The following is a 570-nucleotide window of genomic DNA, read 5'->3' on the forward strand; positions in this document are numbered from 1 at the left end:
AAATAACGAAGGAAAGTGACGTGATAAACGAATTACGTTTCATTAGTTAACATATTCTGTCGGGGAGACGGCCAGGTACTTATAATCATGCTACTTGCATGTGGTATCTGGTTTACCGTAAAACTTGGTGGTGTGCAGCTTAGGCACTTCGGTCATATGTTCAGCCTACTGAAGGGCAGTAACACCTCTAGTAAAGACGGCATAAGTTCATTCCAAGCTTTGTGTACCAGTTTATCGGCTCGCGTGGGTACCGGTAACTTAGCTGGCGTTGCAGTTGCTATATCACTAGGTGGCGCTGGCGCAATTTTTTGGATGTGGATGATAGCCCTTCTAGGTATGGCCACCGGTTTTGCTGAAAGTGTGTTAGGCCAGCTATACAAAGTACGTGACGAAAACGGCGAGTTCCGTGGCGGCCCTGCTTACTACATCAAGCAAGGGCTCAATAAAACCTGGTTAGCTGTCGCTTTCTCGCTTTGTTTGTTCTTTGGCTACGGGTTTGTTTTCAGTGCTGTTCAAGCTAATACTATTACCGATGCACTAAACAACGCTTACTCGCTTTAATAACGACAA

1 pseudogene is annotated in these 570 nt (G+C 45.4%); it reads left to right on the plus strand.

Going from position 1 to position 570, the window contains the following annotated elements:
• Nucleotides 1-51: 51 nt before the first annotated feature.
• Nucleotides 52-555: pseudogene (locus ACX5J7_RS19375) on the plus strand (alanine:cation symporter family protein); the annotation flags it as partial.
• Nucleotides 556-570: the final 15 nt, after the last annotated feature.

It is taken from the genome of Alteromonas infernus (genome assembly GCF_902705815.1).